The organism is Wolbachia endosymbiont of Drosophila tsacasi, assembly GCF_028982115.1.
GTDB classification, from domain to species: domain Bacteria; phylum Pseudomonadota; class Alphaproteobacteria; order Rickettsiales; family Anaplasmataceae; genus Wolbachia; species Wolbachia pipientis_B.
Genome location: NZ_JAPQLJ010000010.1, coordinates 1 through 7888 on the forward strand (window position 1 = coordinate 1; position 7888 = coordinate 7888).

General features: G+C 35.1%; 3 protein-coding genes and 1 pseudogene. 1 reads left to right on the top strand and 3 read right to left on the bottom strand.

Annotated elements, in window-relative coordinates; all coding sequences use genetic code 11:
- Positions 1-82 precede the first annotated feature (82 nt).
- The gene (locus tag OZD70_RS00605; RefSeq protein WP_275020178.1) at positions 83-1684 is read left to right on the top strand and encodes an ankyrin repeat domain-containing protein; all 1602 of its coding nucleotides are present in this window, start codon (positions 83-85) and stop codon (positions 1682-1684) included.
- Between the two features lie 280 nt (positions 1685-1964).
- Here the strand turns inward: OZD70_RS00605 and OZD70_RS00610 are convergent, their stop codons facing one another.
- The 3 genes and pseudogenes from OZD70_RS00610 to OZD70_RS00620 form a co-directional block, all read right to left on the bottom strand.
- A complete protein-coding gene (locus tag OZD70_RS00610; protein ID WP_275020180.1) occupies positions 1965-5453 on the bottom strand; it encodes a cytoplasmic incompatibility factor CifB in 3489 nt (1162 codons plus the stop codon).
- Between the two features lie 66 nt (positions 5454-5519).
- The gene (locus OZD70_RS00615; protein WP_275020182.1) at positions 5520-7109 is read right to left on the bottom strand and encodes a cytoplasmic incompatibility factor CifA; all 1590 of its coding nucleotides are present in this window, start codon (positions 7107-7109) and stop codon (positions 5520-5522) included.
- 108 nt (positions 7110-7217) lie between these two features.
- Positions 7218-7888: pseudogene (locus OZD70_RS00620) on the bottom strand (Rpn family recombination-promoting nuclease/putative transposase); the annotation flags it as partial.

Sequence of the window (7888 nt, forward strand, 5' to 3'; positions counted from 1 at the left end):
TTTGATCAAAAAGGCACGAGAATTTGGCTATACTTTAGTGCAACAAGAGGAGCTAGTTAAGGAAGTTTCTTAGAAGTATGGAATGAGCAATGCTGATTTATTTATAGCTATTGAAAATGCTGAAATTGATAAAGTAAGGAACCTAATAAATGATGGAATCAATGTTAACGAGAAAAATAAAGATGGACAGACTCCTTTACATTTAGCTGTTGAAAAGAATAATGAAAAAGCAGTAGATGCTCTACTAAAAGCAAGAGGAATTAATGTTTATGCAAAAGATAGTTCAGGAAAGACTCCTTTAGATCTTGCTCATTATAGAGATCACAAAGGAAGTCACACTACATTGATGATTGCTCTGACAAAAACACAAAATAAAATAGAAGATTTGTGTTTAGCTATTAAAGATGTTAAGGTTAAGGAAATAGACGATTTAATAAATGGGGGAGTAAACGTTAATGTAATAGATCAAAATGGAATGATTCCTTTACATTATGCTGCCAAAAAACACAATAAGGATATAGCAAATGCTTTAATAAAGGCAGGAGCAGATATTAACATAAAAGATCAAGATGGAAGAACACCTTTACATTGGGCTGCCATAGAACGTAATGAGGGTGTAGCAAATGCTTTAATAAAAGCAGGAGCAGATGTTAACGCAAAAGATGACTATGGAAGGATTCCTTTACATTGGGCTGTCAACGCAGGCAGTATAGAGGTAACACAAATTCTATTAGAGACAAAAGTTAACGTTAATGCACAAGATAAAAATGGAAAGGCTCCTTTACACTTGGCTGCTAAAGAAAATCACGCAGAGTTAGTAAAAGTTCTGTTAAGTAATAGAGCAGATATTAGCGTAGAAGATCACCATGGAGATACTCCTTTCAGTTTAACTACTAACGAAGAAATAAAAGCTCTATTAAGAAATGCTGCTTTACTTAAGGCTGCTAAAGAATGTGATATTCAGGAAGTAACCAGTCTAATAGAAGCAGGAGCAGATGTTAACGTAAAAAATGAATATGAACGTACTCCTTTACATTTGGCTGTTAAAAATTGCAATAGAGAGTTAGTAACACTTCTATTAAATAGTAATAAAGTAGATGTTAATGCAAGAAATAAACATGGCAGTACTCCTTTACATGTAGCTGCTCTAAACAACAAGAAAGATGTAGTAGAAGTTTTATTAAATCATGGGGCAAAGAGCAATGTGGTAAATAACTATGGGAAGACTCCTATCGATTTAACTGCTGATGAGGACATAAGAACTATATTAAAAAATGCAGAAAAACCTGATGGGGATGAATCATCGACAGATAAGGAAGGGCAAGGAGATAATGTTCCATTACATCCAGGTATTAAAGGAAATTCAGAAGAGGAAGAACACCAACCAGATGATAATAAAAAAGAGAGTATAGGAGAAGGAACAAGTGTGGAGCCTACTTCTAAAGAGCCCACACAAACAGAAGAACAGCCGAGCTCTTTTTTTAGTAGTTTATTTAGTATAGTTACAAAACCTTTTTCATTAATTATATCATTTTTTAGTGGGTTTTTTTCATGGTTGTTTGGGTTTAACGAGGAAGAATTTACATCACAAACCGATGCTTTGCTTAAAGTCGATTCATTAAATGAAAAAAAGACTGGTCTACAACCTGATGAGGATTCTTCTGATAATCATCTATTTGGGTGACAGAAGGTAGTTTCAGACCTCGCGATTCCAAGAAAAACTCTTCTTACGCTTGCTGGTTTTGGTTGCTGGAAATGGTTGCATTATTTAAATTTATTAATGTTGTATACTACTAAATTAATAGCTGTTCATTTAAGAACCTCCTTCAACTTTACCCAACTCGACACATATACTTTTTGAAACATTGCTACAAGTAGAAAAAAACAGGTTACCCACCTTAACTTCTTTAAATTTGCTCACAATCTCTACTTGATGCATAAGGTTTTTGTTACACTCCTTTCATCTACCGATTACTTCTACCTACCGCCTTTACCTTTGCTAAGGTCAGAAACACACTAGCTTCAGGACTTTCTAAGCTCGACTGTGGCAGGCCACCAAAATTACTGGAATCACTAACACTAAGCGATATAGGTGCTTCTACTGGTCCACACCCTTCTCCCACTCTGTGATATCTTAATTCTAGATAAGTACGTAATAATGGATCAATTTGTTCTCTATTTTGAATGTATGCTTGCAATTGCACATCTTGAAATCCCGGATCATTCCTGAATAATTGTGAAATGCCCACTCTTATGTTCTGAAAGTAATTTCTATCTCTGTTTGGGTAGTTTCTTTCGAGAAAGTCACGCATAATATTTACAATATTCTGAACTTGTTCTCCAGGATTTTCATTTAGGACTCGATTAATATCCTTAGCATTTTCTAATGCCCATAAACCACAATTCCAACCATCTGTTTGCTGACGAACAGAAACATTATTAATCCTGATATTATTTCCTAAGTTATTTTGAATGATATCGGTAATACCACCTGGAACAGCAGTAGCAGTTGAATCAGCATAGTACCCAACATAGTTCCCATTTTGACGTTCAATCACTAGTGTAACCCAATGAGTGTTATTTAAAGTAATGATTAAAGTTAAACGCTGTTGTTCTTCGTTTTCCCTAAATTGATTTAATACTCTAACAATGTGCTCGTTACCGTCATTCCTTGCCAAATTAGCTGCTTCAAAAGTGTGATTACCTTCAGTACGAAGCTGATATTGCAATCTTCCAGCATGAGCTATATCAATTTGTTGAAGCCAGTAATCATAAAGTCCATTTCTCGTTGCAAATTCTAGTGTAAGTAGATCATTTACTTCTATCCCTTGATTTCCAAGAATATCTCTTATTTGTCTTCTTATTCCTTGTGCTATAGGAATGGCATTATCACCTCCCATTATTCTTGACCTTAGTATTTCTAGGAATTGTTGTCTACTACCTTCGAAGGTAGTAATACTAACACATCGACTATCACCTAGATCAAACAGTAAAGTCTGGTTCCGTCCGGGATTTTCTCGAATATAATTTATTAAATTTTCACGAGTCTGATCTGATAATAGACCCTCTGGTGGATTTTCATCAATAACACTTTCAGGGACCACTAGTCCTCCTGATCTTAAGTCACGACCACCACGATCAAGTTTATGTACATACTCTTCTCTTCCTATTCCTTCTGGAATAGATATCAGACCTTCTACTCTCCCTGCACCTGCATTAAATATAAGAGGAAATAAAACCACCTCATTTCCAGAAGTAATAAGCAAATATCCTCTTTGCTTGTTCATAAGTTCTTTTATTCGATCTTTTGCGTTATTCTCCTTTTGTGCTACTTCTTCTACATTACCAGCAAATCTTAATATATATCCAATTGGATGAGTATCTAGATCATTCTCTGTAGGTTGTCTTAATAATAAAATGTCTAATGTCTGTTCTGTAATTCTTGTGAGTATTACCCTTTCTCCTTCTTCTTCCCGCCCCCTTTTCAAACTATATGTTTGACCAACTTTATACATAGCAAGCACTTTATAAGGATTATCACTAGCATAAAATGTACCATGTAGTATAGAACGAAACTTATCCTCACTATTAACATTTATTGCGTCCCTAAGTGGCATCAATATTCCAGAGATCTCTTGAAATAGTTCTCTATGCTGACCTACATTTTTCCAGCCATCGTTCATAACCCTTTCTGAAATACCATGTACATTTTCAACATTAGGCACTTGTATAAGATCACCAGCAAGAAAATTATTTGCATTATTATTTTGGTAATCGTGATATAAACCAAGGTCATTTGGTTGATCAATATCTAGCTCAAATTGGTCATTAAGTGTGCATGAAACTTCCCATATATGAACATTATTTCTATTAACATTAAGAGCTTGTAAATCGATAGCTTCTTGCTGTTGCGCATCGTGAGCTCTAATATGAAGTGTAACTATATTATGACCCTGAGCATAAAAGACCATAGTTAAAGTATGTCTTCTTAAATCTCCATCACCGTATCTAAATATATACTTTCTTACACGTACTCGATCTTCTCCTTCTTCCAGCTCTAAATACTCTCTAGCAAAAGCACTACTCCCAAAAGTAAAACCAGTTATACAATCAAATATTCTGTTATAATTCTCTGCATTTCTTGGTATTTTAGCAAGAAGATGTTGAAGTAAGAAATCTCTAATATTTTCTCTAATTCCTTCATTCTCCAAACACTCAAATAATCTTTGTACTAAAGGAAATCTATCCTGTTGAAGCCCTACCGTATCAACCCTAAAAGGAATTCGATTTAAATCAAAATTTAATCCAACACAAACAGTATGCTCTGATGTGGTAGGTATAAATGAAGAAACATATAATCTTTTAGCGTGACCTCTGGCACAGTCTAATGCGGTACTGGACAATGTTGCTCCTGTAGCAATATTAATGACAATAGGAACATTTCCTCTTTCTTCTTGATGACGTACAAGAAAAGCAACATGTGAGTTTCTAGGAGATAAGTCAAGATCGATGCCTATTGTGTAGCGATGACTAAAATTTGCTAAGAAAGCTAATAAAAACCCGTAACTCTCAAACTTTTGACTGCGATTTTGAATGTCATTTTGTAGGCTGCCTAGGTAATTACGATAGATTCGAGTTATGTATGGCAAAATTCCTTCATTTATTCCACGTTCTACATTTATTCTTTGGTTACTTGCTAGCACTTCCATAAAATTGAAAATCCCTTGCTGACTTGGTCCAACTTGCACAAAATTGACCAAATGACCAAGCTGTACGATCTGATCTTGATCGAGTCGTATACTTTCTATTTCCTTAACTTTCAACACACTGCTTGGCGCAAGCACATTAATCTCCCTAAGCCTATTGCGTTCTATATGCCTCAGAAGGCTAATCTCAGACGCTGAATATTCAGCAAATCTATTTCTACCTTGAGAATCTTTTTCACGAATCATCTCGAATACTGTTGCAATTGCCTCTCCCTGACTCCTGCCTTTCCCATGCATACATACTTTGTACTGCTCAAAACTTAGGTCTTCTTTCCTTAAACCTTGATTTTGCTGTATAATTTTTTGTACTAGAGAATCTTTCTCCCTTTTACTAAATCTTAACCCACCACTATTAGAACGATCAGAAATGCTGTAACACCTGACAACTTGCTGTCCGTCACGATTACGAGTTAAAACAACAACTTTTAGGTTTCCTGTATTTCTATTTCTACCACTTGTATCAATACCATGATTATCAAAACGAAAATAGACTTTCTCATCTGTATTCAAAATGCCTGCATCATGAGCAGTAGCAAACATACTAAAAAAGAATACAGGAAGGAAACGTCCTGTACCTACATGATACAAGAAAGATGGACATTGATTTAAAAAGGATTCAAACTCTTGTCTAAAACCATCAAGATCTCCATCCACTAAATTCCTAATAAGCCCATCACCATTACTCATACAAAATACCCTTTATTTACTACGACCAAAAATACCAAGAGTTCATAAGTGGATTACTTATTACCACTAAGCGTAAAGATGCTTTTTTTTCTTATAAGAAGAAACACCACTTACACTAGGAGTTCCAAGCTCAGACTGCGGACTATCATCAATTGGCAAAGTTGTTCTCTTACTGCCACAAGCTTTAACTGGCAAAGTTGTTCTCTTACTGCCATGAGCTTTAGATCGTGTCCGTAAATCATACCTAGGGCCATCACCTCCAGGAGGTAAAGTTGTTTTCTTTAACTCAGAAAACAATTCTTTCGCCAAATCATCGTAGTTTATACCTTCTTCCATTCTTTCTCTACCACATAATCTAAGGTTTTCTACCATGACTTCTTTAAAAAGTTCAAACTTTTCAGGAAAGCAACTTTTAGCAAATGATATTATATCTAATATTTCTTCTTTCTCTATTTTCCTATTGAGCTTACAAACATCTTCTTTAAAAAATTCAAACTCTTCAGAAAAGTAACTTCTAGCAAATGATGCCATATCTAATATTTCTTCTTTCTCTCCTTTCCTATTGGGCTTACAAACATCTCCTCGTTTCCAATTAATAATTAATCCCCCAAGTACACTCTTTATAGGAACTGTATAATTAGAAGTATTAACAGAGGTCTCTCTGTATTCAGTAAAGCGTTCACATTTCCAAATCTTCATAACAAGAGATCTAGCTTGAACACTTGACTCAGGATTTTTCAACATTACATTTGAAAGTGAGTAAAGGAGGAGGTCATACTCATCTTGTGAGAATATTTTCTCTGAATGATCTCCACGTTCTGAAACGCCTTTATAACACCAGCACTGTACCAAATCATGAACCGTATCAAAAAAACATGACTCTATTAATTCAGCAAGAATGGAATATACTCCCTTATCTTTCTGCAGCAATTTCTGTAAAAGAGTATCTTTATCACCTATATTCCTTACACAAAAATCTAAAATAGGAGCGTCTTTCTCAACAGATTGAGGACGAGAAAGAGCAAGAATAGCTTCTGTAAGCTTCTTTTCCTTATCTTCTTCTTTTAAATGATTATAAAAATACTCTACCCCTTCACTCCACTTAAGTTTTACAGCACTGTCAAAACCTTCTACTGCATCATACTGCTTTAATTCCCCAGATTCTCTATCGATCCAGAAATCAAATAGAGGACCTTTCCTTCGAATGCCACCCAAAAGCGAGTTTCGTATGTACTCATCAGTTATAGGATTACCTCTACTATCAAGTTCATCAGAAGAAAATCCATTTTTGTAGGATTTAAATGCTTTTTGAAAGAGTGGATGAATTTTATCTACTACACAGTAACTACAAGCCATCTCATATTTGCGAAGTGGATTATCGATTTTCCTTATTTTTTTTTTAGTAAAACTTTGACCTAAAGCAGCATTATTCAACCTTACACCTGACCAGGAACTTTCAGCTCGGAATACACTGTGCAAGAACTTCAGCTTATCACCCTTAAAGTATTTTATGTGCTCCATAAAGTTATCCTGAAGGACTCCCACCCATCTCTTGATAGCTGACTTCCTCCCAGCAGCAACTGTTGGATCTGGATGTTTAATAGCTTCCTGTAATTTTTTGGACATCGTAGCCCGAAGCTCTTTCTGTGTTGGCATTAACCCCGCCTGTTAAGTATTTATATAAAAAAGGTATTGTACAGATATTAGAATGGATTGCAATATTAAAATTACTAGAATAGAGGGTTTAATAAAAAAACGTTATGGCTAAAACTTCTTTTCTTGAATTTTCTTAATATAATCAACAGAAAACCCTGTTATTTCAGCAATAACATCAATAGAAACACCCGCCTTAAGTGAATTCTTTGCCACAGCAATTTTAGCCTGTTGTTCGCCCTCTTCCCTACCTTCCGCTCTGCCTTTTTGATGACCGATGAGGATGCCTTCTAGTCTGCCTTTTTCGTGTCCAACCCTAACACCTTCATCAAATTTTTGAGCGAAAGCAGCTACCTCATCCATTAAACGTTTTTTCCTTTGCTCATATGCTAGTAATTCTTCCTCCGACCAATTAAACTTATTCATCTCTTCATAAGCTCATTTTATTATTACATCACTACCAACTATTTTATCTAGGTCCTCTTCCCTTGTTTCTGCTGCATATCGAAAAAAATAACACCACTTTTCTACTATATTTTTTAATTGATCTTCTTTAGTCTTGGTAAACTTTGGTAATTCAATGAATACGAAGTAGAGATCCTTTAAATCATGCTCATTAGTATTTTCATCCCGAATAGTATGATTAGATTTATACTCAGCCTTATCTGGAAAAATAATACAATCAGCAACAGCTATAAAGATAATTTCCTTGAGGTTATGATAATCATCACCTTGATCTGCTTGACTTGAGTAAGCTTTAGCAGCATAATATTGGGCACGTT